A 23,674-nucleotide genomic window follows, 5' to 3' on the forward strand; every position below is an offset into this window, starting at 1 on the left:
GAAATATAACATCTTATCGAAAATCATACGTACAAAAAAGACACTTCAAATGAAGTGTCTTTTTTATTTTAGTGATATCCTTTAGCAGAGTCTTTATGAATTTTATTTTTAAAAATACTGTAGCTCCAAAGCTGATATCCAATAACGATTGGTACCATGACCATTGCAACGAAGAACATAATTTTTAAGTTTAATTGACTACCAGCTGCGTTGTATAACGTTGTACTGTATGCATCGTTAATACGAGATGGTAACATTCTTGGGAACATACCTGCAAAGCCAGTTGTCATAAACATTGCGATTGTTAGGCAAACGAATGTGAACGCAAGGCCAATTTTATGTTTGTACACCATAATTAGTGCGAGTACACTCATTAGCATTGCAAGTACTGGAAGAATGAATAGTACCGGATATTCTGTAAAGTTTTGGAATAAGTTTGTTCTATTAGCAGTTGCTACATAGAAAATAGCTAAAATGATAGCAGCTGCCATTGAAAATGGTCTTGCGATTTTATAAGCACGATCAGATACTTCACCAGTCGTTTTAATCATGACCCAAAGGGCACCGGATACGACAAATATAGCAGTGAAGAAAAGACCACCTAATATACCGTAATGGTTTAGTAAGCTAAGTAAATTTCCTTCATAGCCATTTTTTCCGATTTGTAGTCCGTAATACAAGTTAGCGAATGTAACACCGAATAAGAAGGCGATTAGGAAACTGCCAATTGCAAATGCCCATTTACAAGTTTTTTGCCAAATTGGTGAATCATCTTTATGCATGAATTCCAGTCCAGCGGCACGAGCAAATAGTGCAAGTAATACTAAGAATAACGGTGTATATAAATAACTAAACATATTAGCATACGTGACTGGGAAGGCAGCAAATGTTGCGCCACCAGCTGTAATTAACCATACTTCATTACCGCCCCAGAACGGGCCAATTGCTTCTTGTAATTGATTTCGTTCTTGTCGATCTTTCGTAACGAAGGGAAAAATCATTCCGTTACCAAGTGCATACCCGTCAAGAATGAAGTAAACTGTCCAAATCACGCCCCATAAACCGAACCAGATGATTGCAAGCATATCATGAGACATGAGCCACACCTCCCTCAGTAGCAGGTTCTTCTAATGCGGCAGGTCCTTTTTTAGCGAACTTCAGCATTAAGTATACGTCTGCGATTAAAAGTAAAGTGTAGAATAAAATTAAACTAATTAATGAGAACCAAATTTGTGGAACAGATATAGGCGATACAGATTCTGCTGTACGCATTAGTTTATATACTGTCCATGGTTGGCGACCTACTTCAGCGACGATCCATCCTGCGTTAATCGCGATATAAGGAAGTAAGACAGACCATATTGTAATTTTTAAATAACGTTTTGAGTTTTCTAGTTTTCCTTTTCGGTTTAAATAGAAGCCATACCAAGTTAATGCCATAAAGAACATACCGAGTGCAACCATTAATCGGAAGCTATAATACACGAGGTTAACATTTGGACGTTCATCTTTCGGAATATCTTTTAAACCAACAATTTCGCCATCAAATGAGTTTGTATAGAAGAAGCTTCCGAGTTTTGGAATCGTAAGGAATTCAAAATTCTTCTCGTTTTTCACATCAGGAATTTGAACAATTGAGAAGCCTTGTCCTTTTCCGGTTTCCCAAACTGCTTCCATCGCAGCTCCTTTTGCGGGTTGATATTTAGCCGCTGATACACCAGATTGATGTCCCATAAACGGTGTAATTGTTGCGGCGAATAAGCCTAACATTAAGCCGAACTTAAATGATTTTTTGAAGAATTCAACTTCATTTTTACGTAATAAGTGATAGGCACTAATTGCCATAACGAAGAAAGCACCAACAATATAACAACCAACTACAGTATGGAAGAACATATTCCAAGCGTATGGATTCGTAACGAGTGCCCAGAAATCATTTAATTCAGCGCGGCCGTTACGTACTACGTAGCCAACAGGGTTTTGCATAAAGCCGTTTGCTGTAATAATCCAAAGGGCAGAAATGTTTGTTCCAAGTGCAACCATCCACATGCAGAAGGCACGGAACTTTGGTGAAATTTTGTCTTTACCGAATAACCATATTCCCATGAAAGTAGATTCTAAGAAGAAGGCAACAAGTGCTTCGATTGCGAGAGGTGATCCGAAAATGTCTCCCATATATTTGGAGTACTCAGACCAGTTTGTTCCAAATTGGAATTCCATCGTAATCCCGGTTATAATCCCCATTACGAAGTTAATTGTAAATAATTTACCCCAGAAATTTGCCATTTTGCGGTATGTTGGATTCAATGTGCGGGCGTATTGAGTTTCCATACATGCTACTAAAATGACAAGTCCGATTGTCAAAGGTACAAATAAAAAGTGATAAAAAATAGTAATTGCAAATTGAAAACGACTCAGTAACAGAACGTCGGACATAATGAATATTCACTCCTTTTTTACATTATCTACAATCAGTTTATAGTGAAAATACGTTTAAAGTATGTGAGACTTGTTACAAAGCTGTGTGTATATTTTGAAAGAATTATGTCGATTATCTGAAAATATCTTATTTTTACTATAAAGCGATATCCTTTTTGAGTTTTTCATATTTTGGTACACTATTTATGTAGTGTAAACGAGAGAAAAGAGGGTCCTTTACTATGAAGTCATTAGAAGAGATTTTGCAGTACAATGAGAAATTTGTTGAAGAGAAAAAATACGAAGAGTATGAAACAGGAAAATTCCCGAATAAAAAAATGGTAATTATTTCTTGTATGGATACACGACTTGTTGAATTATTACCAAAAGCAATGAATATGCGTAACGGTGATGTGAAAATTATTAAGGTAGCAGGAGCTGTTATCTCACATCCATTCGGAAGTATTATGCGTAGTATTTTAGTTGCTGTATATGAACTTGGTGCTGATGAAGTTTGTGTAGTTGGTCACCACGATTGCGGTATGGCAAAAATTCAGGCAAGCAGTACAATTGAGAAGATGAAAGAGCGCGGTATAACAAATGAGAAATTAGATACAATCCGTTATTCTGGAATCGATTTAGAAAGATTCCTACAAGGGTTCTCTAGTGTAGAAGAAAGTGTAGAACATAGCGTATCGATACTTCGCAACCATCCGTTACTTCCAGAAGAAGTACCTGTTCACGGTCTTGTTATCGATCCTGAAACAGGAAAATTAGATTTAGTTGTGAATGGTTACGACAATTAAGAATTTACTTTGTCATCCTTTTTATCTGGGACAGGATCAAATCCTCCCGGGTGGAAAGGGTGACATTTTAATATACGCTTACAAGTAAGCCAAAAGCCTTTGAATGCACCATGTTTTTGAAACGCCTCTAATCCGTAATGAGAACAAGTCGGATAAAAACGGCATGTTGGTGGTGTCATCGGAGAAATGAACTTTTGATAAAAGCGTATAATCCCAATAAAAATCTGTTTCATAACGGTCTCCTTTTCAGCATATTCTTAAAGTATTATAGCACGACTGTACATAATACTTTACTAATGTGCATTTCCGTTATATCATATTGGATATAACGGAATTAAATTAAAAGCGGGAGAGATGTTGTATGCCATCAGTAGAAAGCTTTGAATTAGATCATACGATTGTAAAGGCACCTTATGTAAGACATTGCGGAGTTCACAATGTAGGTAGTGACGGTATTGTAAATAAATTCGATATTCGTTTCTGCCAACCGAATAAACAAGCAATGAAACCAGATGTTATTCATACGTTAGAACATTTATTAGCATTTAATTTACGTAAATATATTGATCGTTATCCGCACTTTGATATTATCGATATTTCACCGATGGGCTGCCAAACAGGATATTATCTTGTAGTAAGCGGAACACCGACAGTACGAGAAATTATTGATTTATTAGAACTAACATTAAAAGATGCGGTTCAAATTACAGAAATTCCAGCTGCAAATGAAACACAATGTGGTCAAGCGAAGCTTCACGATTTAGAAGGAGCACAACGCTTAATGAACTTCTGGTTAAGCCAAGATAAAGATGAACTTGAGAAAGTGTTTGGATAAAAAGGAAAACTGCCTGTGAAAGGGCAGTTTTTTTATTGTGCTAAGAGCGACCATACTCTTCTTTTTTATGAAAATATATTAGATACTCCAACATATAAAACAAAGGCAGAACCGAGAAAATAAACAAATGCTTTTGCTTTTTCCTGTTTCTTCATTTCATCAATTCCAAAAAGGATAAACATAATACTTAAAAGGATAAACACGTAAGGTAAAAGAATAGTGAAGTTTGCAAAGAAGCTAAATAGGGCGAGAGAAAGAGCGATAGTGGCGATTATAATTCGAATGTTTTTTAACATGGAATCCCCCTTAGTAGAAAGACATAGTTACTGAGAGAAAATAATTATAAATGCTAAATTGGTCAAAATTTCATTCTACATGTAGTGAAAGTAGTTCGATATTAAGAAGAAGAATATAAGACCAGAAACGAAAAAATACGGGATACTCATTGATTTTCGTCCGGATTTTAATTCATTAATTCCTAGAAGAATAAAGGAACAACTGAGAATAAATTGTAAGTATGGAAGAAGTGAAAAATTATCGGTAACATGGACATAAGTGCTTAGAGTGAGTAAGAGAAGCATGAGAAATGCTAAAAAAATCCGTAATATAGTTAGAGTTAGCATTGTATAGCCTCCTTTAGACCATTTACTAGAATATCTCTGTGAAACCAATAAATAAAGCAGCGGCCCCTGCTAGTAGAGCGAGCAGACTACCTCCTGTTTGTCGTTTTAATATTTCCTCTAAACTTATGGTGAGGGCCATACCTCCTAAAAAGATGAACATATAAGGCATTATTTCTCTACTACCAGTAAAAAATCTATAGATTGCTATAGATAAGGCAATAAGTGATAAAGTAATCCGCCCCCCTTTTAGCATAAAAGACCTCCTCTATTTTATGTAGGTAATAATGAGAACTATCCAAATGAAAGCACCGGCAATAATACAAATAAGTCCAGTTGCTAATTCCTTTTTCTTTATTTGTTCAAATGCGATGAGAAACATTAAAGCCCCTAATAGAAATTATGAAAGAGGTAAAAATTTATTTTTACCTGTATATGATCCAATTGCCGACATAACGATCACAGTGAGGGCTACTATGATGCGGAGTATACGAAGCATATTATGAATCCTCCTTATTCTTTTTTGTATAAGGATTATCTTCTAGTTTATCGACGGAATGTTTATAAGCATAGCCTTTATTAATTGTCATGATGGAGAGTACGAGGATGATTAGGACGATGATAATACCGATAATTAATATTTTGAACATAAAACCCCTCCTTTTCTTTATTTTACATAATTTTGTAATTGATGAAAACAATAGAAATTAAAAGGATGAAAGAAGGGTGTTACATGGAGACGAAAAAAACATATTATATATCAATAGGAAACGGTCAAATTTCACAAGTGAAGACGGCGGATACTTATAATTTTGAGATTTCCGCAAATGATGAGGAAATTACGGAATTAAGAGAGCACTTCGATCAAGCATATGTAGAAGATTTAGGGTCATTTGTACGCTCCCACGTTCCATTTGTTGAGTATCATCACGATTCAAATAATGACCGATATGATGAACAACTACAAAAAGCATATAAAATGATTTATGATTTAGGAAATCATGAGACGAAAGAATTAGTCGCGCAAATGGGAATAATCAATGGATTGTAATTGGATAATATTATGCAGAAAAGCGAGAATATGCTACAATTTGTGGTAGGAAAAACTTGTAACCATCAATAGGGGAGTAATGGCATGTACAAATTTAAAGATTATTACCACAACACTGTACAATTATCGTTTGAACGTTATCCATTTTCTCCTGAGCCAAAGCATGTTTGGGTTGTATGCCGGTACGGGGATCAATGGTTATTAACGCATCATTTACGTCGCGGTCTTGAATTTCCAGGTGGTAAAGTAGAACTAGGGGAAACACCGGAAGAAGCGGCAGTTCGAGAGGTTCATGAAGAAACCGGCGGCATAGTTTCTGATTTAACTTACTTAGGACAATACAAAGTATCTGGAAAAGACAAAATAATCATTAAAAACATTTATTTTGCAACAATTAGTGCGGTAGAAGAACATACGCATTACGAAGAAACGAAAGGGTCTGTTTTATTAAAAGACATTCCTGACAACATTAAAACGAATAGAAAATTTAGCTTTATAATGCGCGATGACGTATTAGCGCGTACGATGAAACATATAGAAGAAATCGGCTGTTTTACGAAGTAAAGTAGCCGGTTTCTTTTTTTGTATGTAAGAATAAATGTAAATATATCTTTACATTATTTTGGGTATATTATACAATTTTGTAAAGATATATTTACATTTTAGGAGGGGGAAGATGGATAAAAGAAAAGAAACGACTGTTACTGTTTCGATGGTTAAATTAAACTTTTCTTTATTTTTTATAATAATTGCTTTGTCGTTTGGAATTGGTTATTTGCATATATTTCTTTCAGGTGGGGTTCAAGTCGAAGTTACATTATTAACGATGTTTCTTTTTATTATCGCAATGATTGTTCTCGTTTGTATTCATGAAGCGATACATTTAATTGGCTTTCGCTATATCGGAGGTGTTCCGTGGAGTGAACTAAAATGGGGCGTTAATTGGAAATTAGGTGTTGCATATGCTCATTCTAAACAGGCGGTTACAGTAAAGCAAATGAAGAAAGTGTTAATGCTTCCGTTTTTACCAACTGGAATTTTGCCAATTGTATTGGGATTAGCTATGAATCTGGAGCCACTCTCATTTTTAGGAATTCTACTAACAGCAGGGTGTATCGGCGACATTGCCGTATATCAAAAAGTTTCAAAGTTTCCAGATGATGCGCTAGTAAAAGATCATCCGAGTAAACCACAGTTTACAGTGTATGAATAATAAGAGGAGGCGTTTTTGAAAAACGCCTCCTCTTATTATTGTTACTTTTGGTTGGTGAATTGATATATTGTGAAAATCGCTGATATAATTTATTTGTTATTATTGTGTTGATACCTCCACCTCTAAAAACGAAAGCACCTCCAACAAATCATCTACGATACGTGAATGCTTAAAATCACCCCAAAACGAATCTTTTTTCCAAACACCAAGAATCCCTACTTGTTCAGAACCAAGCACATCGTTTTCTGGATGATCTCCAACATAAAGACATTCTTCTGCCTTAACATCTAGTCTTTGCAAAGCACGTTCGAAAATTTCAGGGTGAGGTTTTTTTATTCCTTCAGCTTCTGAAACGAGAGTAGCATATACTTTATCCTTCCACGTATAGCCATTATTATCGAGTTCAAGAAATCGAGAACAATACTCTGATTTCTCTATGCTCTTCAAATGTGAGGCGAAGCGATTATATTGCTCACAAATAAATTGTTCTAAAGATTGGCGCCGATCTAATAGTGTTCCATCTAAGTCGAATAGGATTGCACGAATCATGGGAAGCCTCCTTGCAGTTTTTATAATTAATTATCGCATATTCGCAAAAAAATGATTATGATATTTTGTAGAATGGAATAATGGGGGATTGTATGAAGAAACTGTATGGCAAGTTAGTGTGTTGTATTATAGCAAGCGGTTTAGTTGCAGGATGCGATAGTGCTATCGAGGTTACAAAAGAAAAAGAAATTTGTAAAACAGAAGAAGAGTGCACGCAAATAGGAGATAAAACATTACAAAAAGTATATAAAAAGATAGAGGGACTTTCAGAACTTGAAAAAGTAGAGGATTATGACATAGAAGAGTATGAAAGTATGAATATGAAAGAGGCGGAACAGAAAAAAGAAGAGGATGACAATTACTTCTTTTTAGCTTCTTATTATATCGATGATGATGAAATTGTAGATCCTTATTTTGAGAAATTGGATCGTAAGAGATTGAATAAAGTTTTTGCAGATGACGAAGTAGCAAAAGATGATTTGTTAAGTCAGCGACAAGATAGAGAGTATCATGAAACCTTATGGGACATGTATCGCACTCTCGTCCCAGTGAAATATCGTGAGAATATAACAGGATTTGGTCTAATAACGGATGGTTATGATGGCGTTGTTGCCCATGTTATGCCAAGTATAGATGACCCGAGAGATTGGGTGCTTAGTTTAGACGTGCTGGATTCTGGGGTGAATATAGATGAAGTGATGAAAACATTAATTCATGAAACGGCTCACGTATTAACGATTGGACATAAACAAGTACCAGTGGATAGAAAGTATTTAGAGGCGTTTGATGAAGAGAAAGACATTTCATCATATCGAAATAAATGTAAAACGGTGTTCTTGAAAAATGGATGTGCGAGAAAAACTTCGTATATTAACCAATTTTATAATGAATTTTGGAAACCAATTGAGCAAGAGTGGACAGAAAAGAAAGTAGAAGAAAGTGAAGAGGCACAAATTGAATTTTATAAAGAAAAGCATGATGATTTTGTATCGCTATATGGAACAACAAATGTAACGGAAGATATCGCAGATACATTTACAGCGTTCATTTTACAAGATTCAAAAAAGGTGAAAGAAGGAACAGAGTTAAAATATAAGAAAATTGCTTTCTTCTATCAGTTCCCTGAGCTTGTAAAAATGAGAGCGGAAGTGCTGTCGGGATTATATGATGTTTCAAAAACGATAGAACAACAAAGTGGAGACTAATGTGAGTTATGCTTTCGATATAGTTTCGTTAAAGAAAAGCGTGAAGAATTTTTAATTCTTTGCGTTTTTTTATGTTGATAAAATTGAAAATTCTGTATTTTTATCAAAAAGAAGAAGGAACTGGAGGCACAAAAGAGAATTAGTATAAAAATGTCACAATTTAGACACAATTATAATGCGCGTGTTGTAGGGACTATAAGTTTACTCTCGAGGAGGTAATGAAACGTATGAAAACGATTCTTGCTGTTGCTGGTCTCATTTGGGTAATGTCTCACGGTTTTCCGATTTTTGAAGGGGAGCAAATTCGTAGTGCTTTGAATGAAAAGTTTAATGATTATCATGTGATAGATCGAAAAGATAATGTCGTTACAGTACGTGTGAAAGACTGTTTCCATACAGTTACGGTTGCGGATGGAAACATTACAAATGAAACGAAAATGTGTGATAAAAGGTAAAAGAAAGAAGCTGACTATAGCGCACTGTTTTGAGTCAGCTTCTTTTTCTTTTTCCAATTAGAATTTTTTCAAATGCCTCAACAAATACATACATAAGTGTTGCAAGAACACATGTGAGTAGTACGCTAAGTAAGACGAGTGTGAAGTTAAAGACTTGGAATCCGTAGCTAATTAAGTAGCCAAGTCCTTGTTTGGAAACGAGAAGTTCTCCGAAAATAACACCGACCCAGGATAAACCAACATTTACTTTTAACGTTGAGATAATTGCTGGAAAGGATGCAGGGAGAACGACTTGCTTATAACATTGCCATTTATTTGCGCCAAATGTGTCCATCACTTTTATATAGTTAGAATCGACTTCTTGAAATGCACTGTAAATAACGAGAATGGTAATGATGATGGAAATAATTACTCCCATTGCGATAGAAGATGAAATGTTTGGACCGAAAATAACGATGATGATTGGACCGAGTGCAACTTTTGGCATTGCATTTAGGACGACGAGGTAAGGATCAAGTACGCGGGCTAGAAGTGGCATCCACCAAAGAAACGTGGCAATAATAGCACCGAGTACCGTTCCGAGAATGAAACCTACTCCTGTTTCCAGCAATGTCGTCCATATGTGGACCAAAAGTGAACCGTCGATCCATTTCGTTAAGAAGAGATCCCAAATACTCGAAGGAGAACTAAAGAGTAAAGGATCGATCCATTCTTTTTTGCTAGCTATTTCCCATAGTGCAAAGAAAAGAATAAGTAGTAAAAGCTGTAGTGAGCGAGCAATCCAAGCACGCCTGCGTTCTTTCTTTCGAAATTGTTCATGTAGTTGTTTTATATTATCCAAGTCGTTCCAGCTCCTTCCATATATCTTGAAAGAGGGCTGGGAAATCGTAGTGATGGCGTGCTTCTAACGGTGATAAAGAACGGATACTTTCCGGGACGATAAAGGTTTTCGCGATTTTTCCAGGATTTGCTTGCAGTAAATAAATACGATCACTCATCGCAATCGCCTCTTCAATATCGTGAGTAACAAGTAGTGATGTTTTCTTATATTTATTTAGTAAGTTGAAAACGAGTTCTTCTAGTTTTAATTTCGTTTGATAATCGAGTGCGGAGAATGGTTCATCTAGTAATAAAATTTTCGGATCAGTTGCTAACGTTCGAACGAGAGCAGCACGTTGACGCATACCGCCGGATAGTTCACGAGGATATTGTCCTTCTACCCCATGTAGACCGACTTGCTTTAAAAGGTTTAAAGTATGTTCTTTCATTTGTTCATCATAAATTCTTCGAATATGAAGTCCAAGCATAATATTTTCTTCAATCGTTTTCCACGGGAATAAGTAATCTTGCTGCAACATATATCCCATAGATGAAGTTTTCGTTGTAATTGGTTCACCATCTAAAAAGACAATACCATCAATTGGATCAAGTAACCCAGCAATGATTGAGAGGAGCGTTGTTTTACCGCAACCACTTGGGCCGAGTATAGAAATAAATTCGCCTTCTTCCACTTGTAAGCTCATATCTTCAAGAATAAGTTTGACATTCTCTTTTGCAAAAAAGCAGTGAGAAACGTTACGTATTTGTAAAAAACTCATACACTTCGCCTCTATTTCTTAATAACGCTTTCGGCAATTTTTGTATTGACGAGCGCTTCATGTGGGACTTCTTTTTGTAATTCACCAGCGTCTTTCATAATCGTTTGGAGCTGTTTCCATTCTTCCGCATCTAGTAGTGGATTTGTCGCATAAGAATGTTGCTTTTTATACCGTTCAATTACTTTTACTGTAATGTCTTTTGAAGTGTCTTTAAATAGCGGGGAAACAGCATCAGCAATCTCTTCTGGACTATGTGTATCAACCCATTGCTGTGCTTTATAGAGCGCACGTGTGAACTTTTCAGCAGCAGCTTTATCTTTCTTTAAGAAACTTTCTTTTGCCATGAATGTTGTATAAGGAACAGTACCAGATTCATTTCCGAATGAAGCGACGATATAACCTTTACCTTCTTTTTCGAATATGCTTGCAGTCGGTTCAAAGAGCTGGACAAACTCTCCTGTACCAGATGCAAAGGCATTTGCAATATTAGCAAATTCGATATTTTGAATTAAGTTCGTATCTTTGCGAGGATCAATGCCATTTTTCTTTAAAACGTATTCCCCAACCATTTGCGGCATGCCGCCTTTACGCTGTCCTAAAAATGTAACACCTTTTACGTCATTCCAATTAAAAGAGTCTAGTTTTTTACGTGAAACTAAAAATGTCCCATCTGTTTGTGTAAGTTGTGCAAAGTTAATGACAGGGTCTTTCGCTCCTTGTTGATGAACGTAAATAGATGTTTCAGAACCGACGAGAGCAATATCAATTCCGCCAGATAATAGGGTGGTCATCGTTTTATCGCCACCAGCTGTTGTTTGTAGGTCAATATTTAGTCCTTCATCTTTAAAAAATCCTTTTTCAATCCCGACATATAATGGGGCATAGAAGAGAGAATGGGTAACTTCGCCGACGCGAATGTTTTGGGTTTGTTCTTTCGTACTTTCTTTTTTACTACTACAAGCAGCAAAAGTAAAAACAGCTAGTAATATGATGCAAAAAATCGCGATTAATTTTTTCACTATATAACACCTCCCAGAAGTCACTCTACAAGCATGATATGTAGGTAAGTGCCCATATGTGAGTGTAGATAGCAGGAATTTTTTTGGAGGTAAAGAAGTACAAATATAAGGGGTGATAAAATGGAGTACGAATACGATGATAGCGTACATTTACATCTTGATTATTTCGGGACAGAATGTGATATGGAATCGATTGCTTATAAGAGGAAGAATGAAGACGTATGGGATGTGTATTTTAATTTTGGAGTATACGGTATTCAGAAAGACGATGTAGAGTTAGGTAGGTTTATGGATGAATATGCCGGTTATTACGTTTTTTCTGTACATGCTCGCGACCTTAGTTGGGAATTTGGAAGTGCCCAGTTTGAAGAGTGGGTTTTGAAAAATCGGATAGTAGAAAAAACGCTACAAAAATAGGAGGAATTTTGTGATTGGATTTCTCATCTTATTATTTATTTTTGTGGCCGGATTTTTTATTATGCAAATGCTTATTTACCGATTTGCAAAGAAAAACATCCATAAATATACAAAAATAAAATGGTTTCATATGTGGCTACATATGAATATGAAAAAAAGGCCCGAGATTAGATTTTTTTGATTTTGTAGTTACAGTACTCGTATGTATCGTATGGAAAATATGGCTGCTTCCTTTTATATAATACACATGCTAATCATCTTCTCTTTTATCATAAAATAACGAAAAGAACCTGTCTTGTGGCGGGTTCTTTTCGTTATAGTAATAGTTGTAAAAAACTTGAATTTATACATAAAACAGTGAGTGGTGTTGTGAAAGATATTTTGACAAATACAGAAACACATACATACGGAATTAAAGTGTAATTACAGAATGGACAAATTGGCCGTGTGTAAAGTGTGGGGAATAAGAAAGAGGTCGTCCAACGGTGGACGACCTCTTTCTTATTATGCTTGGTTAGTGCGGAAGAATGGAAGTTTCTGCACAATGTGAATTAATCCGTATGCAAGAATTAAGCACATAAGAGGATTAATGAAAAATCCATAGCGATTAATTGCTAAGAATAAGTTTGAGAAGATAATGTAAATAATAGAACTTGCTACTAGCATCATAACGCGTTTATGTTTAAATGAATTTAGCATGAAGCAGAAGCTGCTCAAGAATGTACCGATGATAAACACTCTATGACATAGTTGCATAAAGTTGTGAATACGGTATTGGTCTACAGCAGGAGCTGTTTTGAATAATTCAATTGTTTTACCGACAGTGAACCAAGAGAACCAATAAGTGAAGTCCGTCTTAAATCCGTTCTTGATTAATTCTTTTGCGTATGCACCTTTGTCATCTAAGCCTTTAGCTCTCATTTCATTTACTATATTTTCATATCCAATTTTATTAAATGGATCTGCACCGGCAATTAGTGGATCTGCACCTTGGGTTGAGAATAAAATAAATTGGTTGAGTGCTAAGTAGTTACGAACAACCCATGCGCCAATAATAAAGAAAGGTCCGATAAACCATAACAATCCGATTCGAATGGAGTCTTTAAATCCATATGTAAATAACACAACAAGAACAGGAATGAGCATCATTGGAGCTGGATTTGGACGGAACATAAGTAAAATTGAAACGACAATTCCAAACCATATATGGAATTTCACTTTATTGTATTTCCATGCGAGAACAAATACATATACACATAACGCCAATAAGAATATGGATGGAACTTCTGTTAGCAATGTACGGAAGTATGTATAGTTACTTGGATAAATAGCATATAAAATACTTGCAACAATTCCATAAATGTTTTTTTCGAACAATTCTTTTCCTATTAAGAATACTAATAGCACTGTGCAAAGGTTCATGATCATGTTAATAACAGTTGCTACGTAATAGTAAGGAATTGATGTAATATCAGAAATAATCATAGCGCCAGCTAATAGTAATGGCTGACCTGGTGTAATATATGCATTTTTTCCTGGAACTTCACTAGGTTCTAAATACACATAACCAAATACACCATGTTTTAATAGTTGTTCAGCTGTTAACGAATAGTTAAAGGCATCATTTGCACCATATGTTACTTTGACTAACTCTCCATCTAATCCTGGCTGTTTTACTAAACAAAAAACGTGCAACAGGAAAGAAAGCGCCAAAATTACATATACCGCTTTAGGCAAACTCTTAAACTTAGTAAGCAAAAATGAGCAACTCCTTTTTTATTAATTCTTTCGTATTTTTATGTGAAATCTTTAATAGTATTAAGGATTTCCAAAACATAGTTATTATATCATAAAGTGGAATGCTGAAATTAAGTTTTTCAAGAATGAGTAATTTGTATGCCACAATTTAACTGTTGATTAAGGGAATATTAAGACAATACATTTATGATAGAAACAAGTATGCAGACGAAATATGTAATATATGTTATTTTAATAGAAATAGTTCTTTCGATGCGGGGGAAATTAAGACATAGAAACGAGGGAATGAATTGAAGTATGGTTCTACACTTTTTCATCTTCCAAAAAGAAATATATTAATTTCTAGCATTATAAGTAGTATGGTGACTTTATTAGTAATAACTATGCTGTTTATGATTTTAAAGGTTTTCAATTTAGACATGATGAAAGATCATTTAAATCAAAAGCTTGTTTTAAGTGTTATGATGATTTTCGTATGGGGCATAACGTTTTATATTACGCATTTCAATAAAAAAGAGATGTCTATACTTAGAGCATCCCTACGAGTGCATTTTATATTATTTTTGCTAGCTCATACAGTAGCGTTATTTTATATTGTCATGCAAGTTAATATGAGTTTCATAGAGGCAATGAATTGGATTTACTTTTATAATATGCAGTTTATATTAAGTTTTTTAGTAATTTATGCAATATATATTCTTGTATATAATTTAATAGGTAAGGTTTTTCTAAGTATGGTTTTAACGAGCTGTACGTTAGTCATTTTATGTATTGTGAATTATTTGAAGCTTATTTTCAGAGGTGATCCGTTATATCCTTCTGATTTCACACAAATTACGCATATGCAATCTGTTATACCGATGGTGATGGACTATTTTAGTTGGAGTTATATTTTTGTCATTATCGTAAGTATCGTAGCTTGTATTGTAGCAGGGATATATATGAGAAGGTATATTCAAAATGTAAAGATTCATCTAGGAATAAGAGCCTTATTAGTAGTAGGATCTATTTTTGTTCTATATGCGTATGGTAATTTTGCGAATACATTTATGAATAAAGTATTTCAAAAATCAGGTGTAGATTTTGTTTTGTGGAATCAAAATGAGAACTATGCTTCAAATGGTTTTGTACTTGGGTTTATTAGCAATTTAGATACAACAGTTATGGAAAAACCAAAAAATTATTCTAAAGAAAATATGCTTCAAATAGCAAACGATATAAAAAAACAATATAGTGGAAATATAGGGAGCCAAAATAAAAAAGAGAAACCGAATATTATTTTTGTAATGAGTGAATCGTTTTGGGATCCGACGAAAGTAACTAACCTTTCTTTTAGTGAAGATCCTGTACCAAATTTACATCATTATATAGAAAACTTTCCTGGTGGACAAACTATTTCTCCTACATTTGGGGGGAATACGGCGAACGTTGAATTTGAGGCATTAACAAGTTATTCAATGAGTTTGTTAAAGCCAGGTTCTATACCATATCAGCAGGTTATTACAAATAAGAAAGAAATTCCATCAATTCCTACAGCGTTGAAAAAAGAAGGTTATTATACAAGTGCAATTCATTCATTTGGTCGCACATTCTTTAAACGTGATGATGTATATAAGGTGTTAGGGTTTGATAAGTTTAATGCAGAGGACACGATGGAAAATGTGGATATTGATGGAGATTATATTAGTGATTTAGCGATGAGTAAAGAGATAATTGCTGAGTTAGAGAAACAAAAACAACCTACATTTATTCATGCAGTTACGATGCAAAATCATTTTCCATTTACAGAGGGCCGATTTGGTGAAAACCTAATCGAAATTAGTGGTCTAGAAAATGAAGAATCAAAGGGAGAATTAGAGACGTATACAGAAGGATTAAGACGTTCAGATGAGGCTCTTCAATATTTAATAGAGCAACTAGATAATTTTGATAGACCTACATTATTAGTATTCTTTGGAGATCATCTTCCATCATTAGGAACAAATAAATCTTTTTATAAAGAAAATGGGTATATAACGAATGAAAAAACACCGAATGAACGTTTAGCGATGGCGCAAACACCGCTATTAATGTATGCAAACTTTGATATGCCAAATGATAATTTAGGTTTAGTAAGCCCAATTCATTTTTCTAATCTTATTTTTGATTATGCAGGATTAAATAAATCCTTATTTTATCAATTTTTATCGGAACTTTACAAGGAAATACCAGTGCTTAGAGATGAATTAAAAGTTGATAAAAATGGAGAAGTAATCAATGATTTAACAAAGAAACAAAAAGAAATGTTAGAGCAATATAAAATGCTTCAATATGATTTACTCGTTGGAAATCAATATAGTAAAGATATCCTCTTTAAATAAAAGAAACAAAAAGAACTTGTATAACGATACAAGTTCTTTTTTCATAGTATTTAACGGGGTAACCAGACAAGCTGGGTTTAGGGAGTATTACTTGTACATTTAGTATATATGAAAATGTAATTGTTTTATTTGTGTATTTGTGAGAAATATGTGAATTTTATGTTTTGTGAAAAATCGATTGTATTAACTTTCGTTCTTGTATTGCAGTTGTTATGCATGTAAAAATTTTATCAGTTCTTTATTTAATTCATCCGCTTGATCGATTGGTGAACCATGACCACTATTTGTAAGAGCATGTAACTGAGAATTTTTAATTCGTTGTTGCGTAAGCTCAGCACTTTTGTAAGGAATTAGTTGGTCGTGAACGCCGTGGAAGATTTTTGTTGGGACGTTAATTTTATTTAAATCTTTCGTTACATCTTCATTTGCAGCTGCTTGTAAAATTTTTATAAGGGCATAAGAAGCGGACTGCATACCGAGATAAGAAAACCATTCAAGGGTTGCAGCCCCTAAGTTTCTATTAAAAAAGGATAAAGATACATCATTTAAAAATTTTGGTAAATTAGCATACATTTGATTAATGAGAGCATCTGCTTGTTCTTTCGGTACACCGTAAGGGGACTCTTGATTTTTAACGAAAGAGGGGGAGACAGCGTCAATTAATGCGAGCTTAGAAATGCGGCGCCCATTATAGCGAGACATATAGCGAATAGAAAGAGCACCACCAACTGAGAAACCGACTAATGTAGCGTTCTCTACTTGAAGTGCTTCCAGAACAATTGCGATATCATCCGCTAATCGATCATACGTGTAACCAGTCCATGGCTTATCAGATTGTCCATTCCCTCGTATATCCATGGCGATACAGCGAAAGCCATGCTCTGGTAAAACATTGAGTTGATATTGGTACATTTGATGATTTAAAGGCCATCCGTGAACGAAGAAAACAGTCTTACTACCTGGCCCAGGATTAATGTCTTGCACAAAAATATGCACATCTTTCTCGACAGTAACAAACATAAATTTCCCCCTATTTTATGAATATGCTCTATCCCAAAAGCGTTGTTTTGTCATAGCTTTAATAAATTCATTTGCTAGCCTTGTAGGGTCTTGTTCTATTAAAATACCAGGCTTTCCTTCGATATTTAAAGATTGAATAATAGAAGAGCCGTTTTGGAAGGAGCCAATCGGCTTAAAGTGATTATATGATTCTACGACAAATGAACTTACTTTGTTAAGAAAATGATCATCCATCATAAAGGAGTGGTGAGCTTGTTAAGAAAATATCATTTACTTCCCACTGTCCATTTGGCGTTCCCTGCACTATGCCTAAGCGTTCGGAAACGATCACTGGCAGTTAAAGAGTTTTCATCGTTTGAAATTTTAACACCTGTATTTGTTGTCATTTCCTTTCCTTCGTTTTCACGCGTAAAAGATTGGAGTTGTTCGGTCTTTTTATTTTTTTTGCCATCCATAAAAAACACCTCCCATAATATACGTATTAATGATCATAGATTTTATGCTCTGTATATAGTCTAAATATATTGCGTTTTTGGTACGATTTTCCTCAAATGTTCGATTTATCTTTGTTTGTCTATGAAAATCATTTATTATAATAAATGGTATTCTTCGAGATATTATTTTGAAGGGGTGTTGAAGTGAAAGAAAGTTTTCTATCATATAAAGAAGAAGAAAGAAATGCAAAAATCCTTTTATGGGTGTTATATGTCATTGTTATTGTATATCAAATTTTCTATGCAATCGTATTAGAAGATAAATCAATAATGGATAAGGGATACAATATAATATGGCAAGTTATTTGCGGAGTAGCAATACTGTGCGTGAATATATATTTAATGAAAAAAGAGAAGGCAAACCTTGTTAAATATGCATGGATATTTGCATACATAGGGATAGAACTCGCTAATATATTTTCGTATGTTTTTTATAATAAGGCGGCGTTTGATGCGACAAATATAATAGAAATTATTCTCATTTTCTTTGTACCTATATTTTTAAATAAAAAATTCTATGTGTTTTTACTTTCCTCTATTGTAGGAAAATATTTAATTTATTTATTTGTATTAGAGGAAGTAAAAGCATTTATGTTCCTTATTATGTATACACTTATGTTAATAGCTGTATATATCATTTTAAACCGATTTTTACAATATCTTTCAGCTGTAAAGGAAAGTATTGCGATTGCTAGTGAATCACAAAAATTAGCAGTAATCGGAAAAATGGCAGCGACGGTTGGACATGAAATTAAAAATCCACTTGCTTCATTAAAAGGATTTACGCAATTACAACGAGAGAAGCATGAAGAGGATCCTATTTATAAACGTATGATTTTTGAAATAGAAAATATGAATAATATGATAAGTGAGTTAATGGAAGTTGCTACATGCAAACCTTCTATTTATAAGAAACATGATGTAGGAAAAATTGTATTACAAGTAATAACAAGTCTTCGTGAAAAAATAGATGAATTAAACATTCAGTTTATTTCTAATGTGGAAGAAAAAACAATAGAAGTTGAATGTGATGAACGAAAAATAAGAGGAGTCTTTTTATATACGATAAAAAATGCTTTAGAGGCAATGGGACAAGGTGGCACATTACATTTACAATTAGAAAATAAAGGGAAAGAATATGTAATGATCAGTGTGATCGATAATGGTCATGGTATTAAGCAAGAAAACTTACCCCGTGTTACAGAGGCCTTTTATACAACGAAACAAGATAAAATTGGTCTGGGACTGACGGTAGCGAATCGAATTGTCGCCGAGCACCTTGGTGAGTTGCATATTTCAAGTGAAAAAGATACTGGAACGAGAATAGACATCATTCTCCCAAGGAAGTGTGGAAATACTGAAATCCAAGTGGAAGAAAAGCTAGGAGTTACCATATGAATAAAGGCTATATATTTAAAAATGAAGAAATAAAGGCGCTGAAAGCATTTTTAAGTTTATTTTTTATTATATTTTTCGTATATGATCTTGCCTATGAATTTATCGTACCGTTAATCGGTGGAGAGCAAGAAGGTGTAGGAGAGTTTGAAGATGGTTTAGGTTTATGGCTTTACTTTTTGATGGTGGTATTGTTTTGCATTGGAATATACTTTATGAAATGGAAGAATGCTTTTGCGGTAAAATATATTATTCTAATTGGCTATAATGTATTAGATTGTATCCATAACATTATGATTTATTATGGTAGCGATGCAGAATTTGACGGTGGAAATATAGTAGAAGGATTTTTTATTTTGTTTGCACCAATCTTTGTGAATAAAAGATATTTCTGTTTAGTTCCAGCGATACTTATCGGAAAGTATGCTCTTACAGGAATCATTATTCAATCTTCTCTCGTTTTAATCCCAATGGCATTATATAGCGTATTTACTATCATATGTTGGATTATATTTTTAAGGGTTCAGTCTTACGTTCGTACGCTTGAGATGATGGACAAAGAAATAAAACAGACAGAAAAACTAGCAGCTGTTGGAAAGATGGCAACGGTTATTGGTTATAAGATTAGAAGACCTTTAGCAAACTTAAAAAAACTTGTGAATAAACAAGCAGACAAGCATCCAGAGGATAAAATTTATAGTGATATTATGAAACAAGAAGTAGATCGGATTCATATAATTGCTACAGAACTTAGTGGATTTGAGAAATCTAAATCACTAGAATCAGAAACTCATAACATACAAGAAATTATTTCTTATGTTATTCGAGTTATGGAAAAGCCAGCTTTAAAACAAGGAGTCTACATACAAGGTATTTACAGTAAAGACTTACCATCAATTATATGTGATGAAAAACGATTAAAACAGGTCTTTTTTAATTTAATCAAAAATGCAATTGAAGCAATGTCAGTTGGCGGAACAATTACGATTAAAGTTACTGTAAAAGATGGAATCATCGTTCAAGTGAAAGATGAGGGATGCGGCATTCCGAAAGATAAAATTCCAAAGTTAAATGAAGCCTTTTATACAACGAAAGAAACAGGAACTGGTCTAGGTTTAGTAGTTACAGAAAAAATTATTAAAGACCACAACGGTAAAATGAGTTTTGAAAGTGAAGTTGGGGTTGGAACGACGGTTGAAGTTATGTTACCACTGCATTAACTACAAAAAACATCACTTATTTGGAAGTGATGTTTTTGTGTTCTTCTTAGGTAGACGTTCTAAAAAAAGAGGACGATAACGAAAAATAATATATTGATAGTGTAAAAAGAAAATAATGGATGTTTTACTATGAAAAATATATAATGGCTTTGTCTGTTATTTGTTGTAGTTCATTTATATTTCTATTTGTTGACCCGAATTTCGGGTCTTTTTTTATGAAATGAATTGCTATATATCAGTAATTAGAAAAATAGAATATACAGCACTTGCAGCATGAATATAAAGAGCGGTTGTATCCTCCCCAAAAAATAGGTTTCCAGCTGTAATACTGGTAGCACCAGTAAAGTCGGTGCTATCAGTAGGTTCGTTTTTCGGCACAACGAAAGCATTTACGTAGGTACATGTGCTTTCTCATTTATCTATTTTTCTGTGGTCGATTTATTGTGTATATAAATTTAAAAAATGATAGTGTTAGAGCCACCATTTCTCCTGCGGAAGCAAAATAACATCCACATCAAAATTCTCTTTAAACCAATCATACATCAATGTCTCTTTCACTAAATATTCAGAGGCAGAGTGTGACACACCAATTAGAGACATATTCGTTTCTTTTACATAATCCATAATGAGCGAGTATTTATGTCTGCCGTAATCATTGTCGATATGGCAATGGATTTCTCCTGTAATATATGCTTCAGCACCTTTTTCTTCTGCTTCCTTCATTAAAGATACAACATCGCCACATCCAGCGATAATTGCGATTTTTTTGATGGAATCATGTCGTTTACCTTCGAAGTCTGTGTAAGGAATTTGGAAGAGTTGTTTTAGATGTTTTTGGAGTGCTTCTGTTGATGTTTCATCTATTTCACAAATAAGGCCAACTGGTTCTTGTTCTGGACCTCCATATGCAAAGTCGTCCACTACAGTAGCGTTTAATGCTTTTGCAATTGAAATACTCGTTCCATGTGTTTGATGAAAATCCATTGGTACGTGACATGTATATATAGAAAGTTGTTTTTCTTTTATTCCTTGCAAATATTTTTCAGGAATTGGTAAGAAACCGCGGCCTGATCTTCCAAGCGGATCACCGCACTCCATTACAAGGGGATGGTGCATAAAGAGTAAATCACCGGGTGTGGATTGTGAAATGAATGTTTCAAGAACGTCATCTGTAGGGAATACAGCTAAAAATACTTTGTTTACATTTTCAGATCCGTGCATCATAAGGCCGTTAAATAAATCTACAAAATTTGCTTCGAAAAATTGTTGCCAAGGAAATTTGATAGGATCATATACGGCTGGGATAAATCGACTAAAGGCACTATCTTTTCCGTATTTTTCAATTTGGAATAAGTGATCGAGTGATTGCTCTATTTTTTTTAAGGCTGGCATGTTTGATAATCCTCCTTAAGATGATTCTTGCTTTATGAGTTGTTTGTATTCTTCGTAGCAAAATAAGAAGCGGATAGGAAACAAATAAAACCTAGAATCCAGCTAATAGAAGGAGAATAGGGAAGTACATGCTGTAATAGCATTCCGCTAGAAATGAAGAAACTACTAAATACACCTAATAACATGGGATATCGTTGTAGTTTGAACACAGATAGTAAACATCCTTTCTCCTGCATGAACTACTCATAAAAGCTCGATTGCTGAAACTTTATCACATACATTGTATATTAGTCTTAATTTTCTGTATATAACTTTTAAGAAAAATGGTGATACAATATATGAATGATAAGAGAAGAGAGGATGAAGATTAACATATGTACGTTACTGTAACAGAAGCAGCATATAAAAAGATTATGGATACGATTCCAAGTGAAGCGAAATATATAAAGTTATTTTATGATAATGAAGGTTGCGGTTGTGTTATGAGCGGAATCATCGATTTAGTAGCTGTAGCAGAGAAAGATGAGCGCGATGTGGATATTGAATCAAGCACAATGAACTTTATCGCTGATCGTACAAAGCTTGTATTTATGGACGATAAGTTAACGGTTGATTGGCATGAAGGTGGAGGAACTTTTCAGTTGAAGAGCCCAAGCCAGTTTTATAATCCAAATATGAAATTACACGTTCGAGTATAGTAAAGGTGAGTCCAAAATGTATTTTGGACTCACTTTTTTTATTTTATAAGTCGCTATTATTGTCGATAAGTCGATATATTGAAAAAATCGCTGATATAAATGGAGTTGCGCTGATATATTTGGGAAATCGCCGATATAATTTCATTTACCAAAACGTTTTATATAATAAAAAGATTTTTTCACATAATGAAATGTACATGTGATTGAATTTTCTGTATAATATTCTTTGCGGAGGGGATACGCATGAGAAGATGGGGAATTGAGTTATTAATTTTAAGTGTTGTTATTATTTGGGGGATTAACTATACAATTGCGAAGTATGGACTTTTAGAATTTACAGCAATTGAGTTTACTGCACTTCGTATGATGGCGGCGGCACCGCTTCTGTTACTCCTTACCTTTTGTATTGAAAAGTCGGTTTATATGGAGCGAACGGATATACCTAGATTAATTATCGTTAGCGTTGTAGGTATTGTACTGTATCAAACGTTATTTATGGAAACTGTCAAATATACATCCGCTACAAATGCTTCTTTACTCATTTCTATTTCACCTATTTTTACAACTGCATTTGCGATTTTTCTGAAACAAGAAAAGTTTTCTTCTCGAAAGTTAATCGGTTCTATGACTGCCTTTGTTGGTGCAGCCTTAGTTTTAGTAGCAGGACATTCACTTACTAGTTCTTTTTATGGCAATGGAATTGGACTTATTACATCAATATGCTGGGGGCTTTATCCTGTTTTAGCAGGACCATTAATTAAAAAATATTCAGCATTACGTGTTACTGCATGGTCTGCATTAGTGGGTGCGATTCCGCTATTATTGTTAAGTGGTCCACATGTATTTGTCATGCCATTTCACATTACTCACGGAATGACACTATTTGCTTTACTATATTCTATTTTCTTTGTAACAGTATTCGGTTTAGTAATGTGGTATGTTGGTGTTCAAAAAATTGGGGCGTCACATACGATGGTATATATGTATATAACGCCGCTTGTAGCTGTTTTATTTGCAGCTGTCTGGGCAAATGAATATGTATCGTTTCAACAGATCATCGGTGGAATTATCATTTTTGTCGGTCTATGGTTTGTGAAATCGGAGAAAGTAAAAGTTCATTCTATTGCAGGGGAACCTATATCAAAATAGGA

At 34.3% G+C, this 23,674-nt stretch carries 29 protein-coding genes and 4 pseudogenes; 15 read left to right on the forward strand and 18 right to left on the reverse strand.

The window, feature by feature from the left end; genetic code table 11:
* Nucleotides 1-68: 68 nt before the first annotated feature.
* Together cydB and cydA are read right to left on the reverse strand one after the other, a co-directional pair.
* Nucleotides 69-1,097 (reverse strand): cytochrome d ubiquinol oxidase subunit II, encoded by a 1,029-nt coding sequence (gene cydB, locus MR168_RS08060; RefSeq protein ID WP_000017662.1) that lies wholly within the window; start codon nucleotides 1,095-1,097, stop codon nucleotides 69-71.
* Nucleotides 1,087-2,436 (reverse strand): cytochrome ubiquinol oxidase subunit I, encoded by a 1,350-nt coding sequence (gene cydA / locus MR168_RS08065; RefSeq protein WP_001286188.1) that lies wholly within the window; start codon nucleotides 2,434-2,436, stop codon nucleotides 1,087-1,089. Before cydA ends, cydB begins: the two co-directional genes overlap by 11 nt.
* Before the next feature lie 224 nt (nucleotides 2,437-2,660).
* On the opposite strand from cydA, the gene MR168_RS08070 reads away from it, so the two are divergent.
* Nucleotides 2,661-3,224: a beta-class carbonic anhydrase gene (locus MR168_RS08070; RefSeq protein ID WP_086411374.1), complete on the forward strand. Its 564-nt coding sequence runs from the start codon at nucleotides 2,661-2,663 to the stop codon at nucleotides 3,222-3,224.
* Here the strand turns inward: MR168_RS08070 and yidD are convergent.
* Nucleotides 3,221-3,457: a membrane protein insertion efficiency factor YidD gene (gene yidD, locus MR168_RS08075; protein WP_000809330.1), complete on the reverse strand. Its 237-nt coding sequence runs from the start codon at nucleotides 3,455-3,457 to the stop codon at nucleotides 3,221-3,223. The two genes, MR168_RS08070 and yidD, sit on opposite strands and share 4 nt — an antisense overlap.
* A 128-nt stretch (nucleotides 3,458-3,585) precedes the next feature.
* On the opposite strand from yidD, the gene luxS reads away from it, so the two are divergent.
* A complete protein-coding gene (gene luxS / locus MR168_RS08080) occupies nucleotides 3,586-4,059 on the forward strand; it encodes an S-ribosylhomocysteine lyase LuxS (RefSeq protein ID WP_001141371.1) in 474 nt (157 codons plus the stop codon).
* A gap of 65 nt (nucleotides 4,060-4,124) precedes the next feature.
* Here the strand turns inward: luxS and MR168_RS08085 are convergent, their stop codons facing one another.
* The 4 genes and pseudogenes from MR168_RS08085 to ytzI all read right to left on the reverse strand — a co-directional run bounded on the left by MR168_RS08085 (nucleotide 4,125) and on the right by ytzI (nucleotide 5,329).
* Nucleotides 4,125-4,355, reverse strand: a complete 231-nt coding sequence (locus MR168_RS08085) for a YczI family protein (protein ID WP_000916678.1) — start codon at nucleotides 4,353-4,355, stop codon at nucleotides 4,125-4,127.
* Nucleotides 4,356-4,707: 352 nt separating this feature from the next.
* Nucleotides 4,708-4,935 (reverse strand): DUF3953 domain-containing protein, encoded by a 228-nt coding sequence (locus MR168_RS08090; RefSeq protein ID WP_016123490.1) that lies wholly within the window; start codon nucleotides 4,933-4,935, stop codon nucleotides 4,708-4,710.
* A 12-nt stretch (nucleotides 4,936-4,947) separates the two neighbouring features.
* Nucleotides 4,948-5,178, reverse strand: a pseudogene (locus MR168_RS08095) (DUF3953 domain-containing protein).
* A 1-nt stretch (nucleotide 5,179) separates the two neighbouring features.
* The gene (ytzI, locus tag MR168_RS08100) at nucleotides 5,180-5,329 is read right to left on the reverse strand and encodes a YtzI protein (protein ID WP_000472790.1); all 150 of its coding nucleotides are present in this window, start codon (nucleotides 5,327-5,329) and stop codon (nucleotides 5,180-5,182) included.
* An 83-nt stretch (nucleotides 5,330-5,412) separates the two neighbouring features.
* On the opposite strand from ytzI, the gene MR168_RS08105 reads away from it, so the two are divergent.
* The 3 genes from MR168_RS08105 (at nucleotide 5,413) to MR168_RS08115 (ending at nucleotide 6,943) form a co-directional block, all read left to right on the forward strand.
* Nucleotides 5,413-5,730 carry a hypothetical protein gene (locus MR168_RS08105; RefSeq protein ID WP_000448409.1) on the forward strand — a complete coding sequence of 106 codons (318 nt, stop codon included), beginning with the start codon at nucleotides 5,413-5,415 and terminating at the stop codon, nucleotides 5,728-5,730.
* 84 nt (nucleotides 5,731-5,814) lie between these two features.
* Nucleotides 5,815-6,294, forward strand: coding sequence for an antimutator 8-oxo-(dGTP/GTP)ase (gene mutTA, locus MR168_RS08110; protein ID WP_000276385.1), 480 nt, complete (start codon nucleotides 5,815-5,817; stop codon nucleotides 6,292-6,294).
* Nucleotides 6,295-6,406: 112 nt separating this feature from the next.
* Complete coding sequence (locus MR168_RS08115; protein ID WP_000361288.1) at nucleotides 6,407-6,943, forward strand: DUF3267 domain-containing protein; 537 nt, start codon at nucleotides 6,407-6,409, stop codon at nucleotides 6,941-6,943.
* Between the two features lie 99 nt (nucleotides 6,944-7,042).
* Here the strand turns inward: MR168_RS08115 and MR168_RS08120 are convergent, their stop codons facing one another.
* Nucleotides 7,043-7,492: an HAD family hydrolase gene (locus MR168_RS08120; RefSeq protein WP_086411304.1), complete on the reverse strand. Its 450-nt coding sequence runs from the start codon at nucleotides 7,490-7,492 to the stop codon at nucleotides 7,043-7,045.
* 92 nt (nucleotides 7,493-7,584) lie between these two features.
* Between MR168_RS08120 and MR168_RS08125 the strand changes: the two genes are divergently transcribed.
* Together MR168_RS08125 and MR168_RS08130 are read left to right on the forward strand one after the other, a co-directional pair.
* Nucleotides 7,585-8,697, forward strand: a complete 1,113-nt coding sequence (locus tag MR168_RS08125) for a hypothetical protein (protein WP_000737819.1) — start codon at nucleotides 7,585-7,587, stop codon at nucleotides 8,695-8,697.
* A 227-nt stretch (nucleotides 8,698-8,924) separates the two neighbouring features.
* Nucleotides 8,925-9,152, forward strand: coding sequence for a hypothetical protein (locus tag MR168_RS08130; protein ID WP_000849112.1), 228 nt, complete (start codon nucleotides 8,925-8,927; stop codon nucleotides 9,150-9,152).
* A 34-nt stretch (nucleotides 9,153-9,186) separates the two neighbouring features.
* Here the strand turns inward: MR168_RS08130 and MR168_RS08135 are convergent, their stop codons facing one another.
* From MR168_RS08135 to MR168_RS08145, 3 genes are read right to left on the reverse strand one after another with little or no spacing between them, the layout of a single operon-like run.
* Nucleotides 9,187-9,993 carry an ABC transporter permease gene (locus MR168_RS08135; RefSeq protein ID WP_086411303.1) on the reverse strand — a complete coding sequence of 269 codons (807 nt, stop codon included), beginning with the start codon at nucleotides 9,991-9,993 and terminating at the stop codon, nucleotides 9,187-9,189.
* A complete protein-coding gene (locus MR168_RS08140; RefSeq protein ID WP_086411302.1) occupies nucleotides 9,986-10,750 on the reverse strand; it encodes an ABC transporter ATP-binding protein in 765 nt (254 codons plus the stop codon). The genes MR168_RS08135 and MR168_RS08140 overlap by 8 nt, the downstream gene beginning before the upstream one ends.
* Nucleotides 10,751-10,761: 11 nt before the next feature.
* Entirely contained in the window at nucleotides 10,762-11,769 is a 1,008-nt protein-coding gene (locus tag MR168_RS08145) for an ABC transporter substrate-binding protein (RefSeq protein WP_061113347.1), read from the reverse strand.
* Between the two features lie 120 nt (nucleotides 11,770-11,889).
* On the opposite strand from MR168_RS08145, the gene MR168_RS08150 reads away from it, so the two are divergent.
* From MR168_RS08150 to MR168_RS08160, 3 genes and pseudogenes are all read left to right on the forward strand, one after another.
* Complete coding sequence (locus MR168_RS08150; protein WP_000455580.1) at nucleotides 11,890-12,186, forward strand: DUF3986 family protein; 297 nt, start codon at nucleotides 11,890-11,892, stop codon at nucleotides 12,184-12,186.
* 10 nt (nucleotides 12,187-12,196) lie between these two features.
* A pseudogene (locus tag MR168_RS08155) lies at nucleotides 12,197-12,428 on the forward strand (hypothetical protein).
* Nucleotides 12,429-12,537: 109 nt separating this feature from the next.
* Nucleotides 12,538-12,609, forward strand: a pseudogene (locus MR168_RS08160) (DUF2196 domain-containing protein); the annotation flags it as partial.
* Nucleotides 12,610-12,690: 81 nt separating this feature from the next.
* Here the strand turns inward: MR168_RS08160 and MR168_RS08165 are convergent.
* Complete coding sequence (locus MR168_RS08165) at nucleotides 12,691-13,944, reverse strand: glycosyltransferase family 39 protein (protein ID WP_000956221.1); 1,254 nt, start codon at nucleotides 13,942-13,944, stop codon at nucleotides 12,691-12,693.
* Nucleotides 13,945-14,234: 290 nt separating this feature from the next.
* On the opposite strand from MR168_RS08165, the gene MR168_RS08170 reads away from it, so the two are divergent.
* Entirely contained in the window at nucleotides 14,235-16,304 is a 2,070-nt protein-coding gene (locus MR168_RS08170) for an LTA synthase family protein (protein ID WP_086411301.1), read from the forward strand.
* Nucleotides 16,305-16,514: 210 nt separating this feature from the next.
* Here MR168_RS08170 and MR168_RS08175 read toward each other — a convergent pair whose 3' ends face one another.
* The 3 genes and pseudogenes from MR168_RS08175 to MR168_RS08185 all read right to left on the reverse strand — a co-directional run bounded on the left by MR168_RS08175 (nucleotide 16,515) and on the right by MR168_RS08185 (nucleotide 17,779).
* Nucleotides 16,515-17,324, reverse strand: coding sequence for an alpha/beta fold hydrolase (locus MR168_RS08175; protein ID WP_000498260.1), 810 nt, complete (start codon nucleotides 17,322-17,324; stop codon nucleotides 16,515-16,517).
* Between the two features lie 15 nt (nucleotides 17,325-17,339).
* A pseudogene (locus MR168_RS08180) lies at nucleotides 17,340-17,658 on the reverse strand (type 1 glutamine amidotransferase family protein); the annotation flags it as partial.
* Entirely contained in the window at nucleotides 17,591-17,779 is a 189-nt protein-coding gene (locus tag MR168_RS08185) for a hypothetical protein (protein ID WP_006925581.1), read from the reverse strand. The gene MR168_RS08185 and the pseudogene MR168_RS08180, both read right to left, overlap by 68 nt.
* Nucleotides 17,780-17,962: 183 nt before the next feature.
* Here MR168_RS08185 and MR168_RS08190 point away from each other — a divergent pair, with 183 nt between their 5' ends.
* The gene (locus MR168_RS08190; protein WP_086411300.1) at nucleotides 17,963-19,216 is read left to right on the forward strand and encodes an ATP-binding protein; all 1,254 of its coding nucleotides are present in this window, start codon (nucleotides 17,963-17,965) and stop codon (nucleotides 19,214-19,216) included.
* Entirely contained in the window at nucleotides 19,213-20,433 is a 1,221-nt protein-coding gene (locus MR168_RS08195; protein ID WP_086411299.1) for an ATP-binding protein, read from the forward strand. Before MR168_RS08190 ends, MR168_RS08195 begins: the two co-directional genes overlap by 4 nt.
* 228 nt (nucleotides 20,434-20,661) lie before the next feature.
* On the opposite strand, the gene MR168_RS08200 is transcribed toward MR168_RS08195, so the two are convergent.
* The 3 genes from MR168_RS08200 to MR168_RS08210 all read right to left on the reverse strand — a co-directional run bounded on the left by MR168_RS08200 (nucleotide 20,662) and on the right by MR168_RS08210 (nucleotide 22,034).
* Entirely contained in the window at nucleotides 20,662-20,811 is a 150-nt protein-coding gene (locus tag MR168_RS08200) for a hypothetical protein (RefSeq protein WP_002024952.1), read from the reverse strand.
* A 93-nt stretch (nucleotides 20,812-20,904) separates the two neighbouring features.
* Nucleotides 20,905-21,825, reverse strand: coding sequence for a Nif3-like dinuclear metal center hexameric protein (locus MR168_RS08205; protein ID WP_001111125.1), 921 nt, complete (start codon nucleotides 21,823-21,825; stop codon nucleotides 20,905-20,907).
* Nucleotides 21,826-21,857: 32 nt separating this feature from the next.
* Nucleotides 21,858-22,034 (reverse strand): hypothetical protein, encoded by a 177-nt coding sequence (locus tag MR168_RS08210; RefSeq protein WP_011110431.1) that lies wholly within the window; start codon nucleotides 22,032-22,034, stop codon nucleotides 21,858-21,860.
* A 165-nt stretch (nucleotides 22,035-22,199) separates the two neighbouring features.
* Between MR168_RS08210 and MR168_RS08215 the strand changes: the two genes are divergently transcribed.
* Entirely contained in the window at nucleotides 22,200-22,523 is a 324-nt protein-coding gene (locus tag MR168_RS08215) for an iron-sulfur cluster biosynthesis family protein (protein ID WP_000289570.1), read from the forward strand.
* 243 nt (nucleotides 22,524-22,766) lie between these two features.
* On the forward strand, nucleotides 22,767-23,672 hold the full coding sequence (locus MR168_RS08220; protein ID WP_001255411.1) for a DMT family transporter: 906 nt from the start codon (nucleotides 22,767-22,769) through the stop codon (nucleotides 23,670-23,672).
* The last annotated feature ends 2 nt before the right edge of the window (nucleotides 23,673-23,674 follow it).

Origin of the sequence: Bacillus cereus group sp. BfR-BA-01356 (genome assembly GCF_022663635.1) — a bacterium.
Classification (GTDB): domain Bacteria; phylum Bacillota; class Bacilli; order Bacillales; family Bacillaceae_G; genus Bacillus_A; species Bacillus_A cereus.